The following is a 241-nucleotide window of genomic DNA, read 5'->3' on the forward strand; positions in this document are numbered from 1 at the left end:
AAATATAAGTAATATCATTATAAATAATCACAATAAGATGTTTAGTGAAATTTATGAAAGAATGCAAGAAGGGTTAAAAGAACAAGAACAAACTTTACGAATGCTATCAACGAAACAAGGAATTGCATTACCGTTATCTCTACCCATTCAAATGTTGCATGAATTCACTGACAATAAAGGAAACAATAGAAATGTAAGTTTAAATTATAGCTATTGGATAAATGAAAAGAATTTTCACTTT

Annotated in this window: 1 protein-coding gene; it reads left to right on the forward strand. The window is 26.6% G+C overall.

The window, feature by feature from the left end; translation table 11 throughout:
* A partial coding sequence (locus tag SH09_RS13760) for a hypothetical protein (protein ID WP_042740193.1) occupies positions 1 to 241 on the forward strand: 241 nt, incomplete at both ends.

This window comes from Staphylococcus gallinarum, from assembly GCF_000875895.1.
In the GTDB taxonomy this organism is placed as follows: Bacteria; Bacillota; Bacilli; order Staphylococcales; family Staphylococcaceae; genus Staphylococcus; species Staphylococcus gallinarum.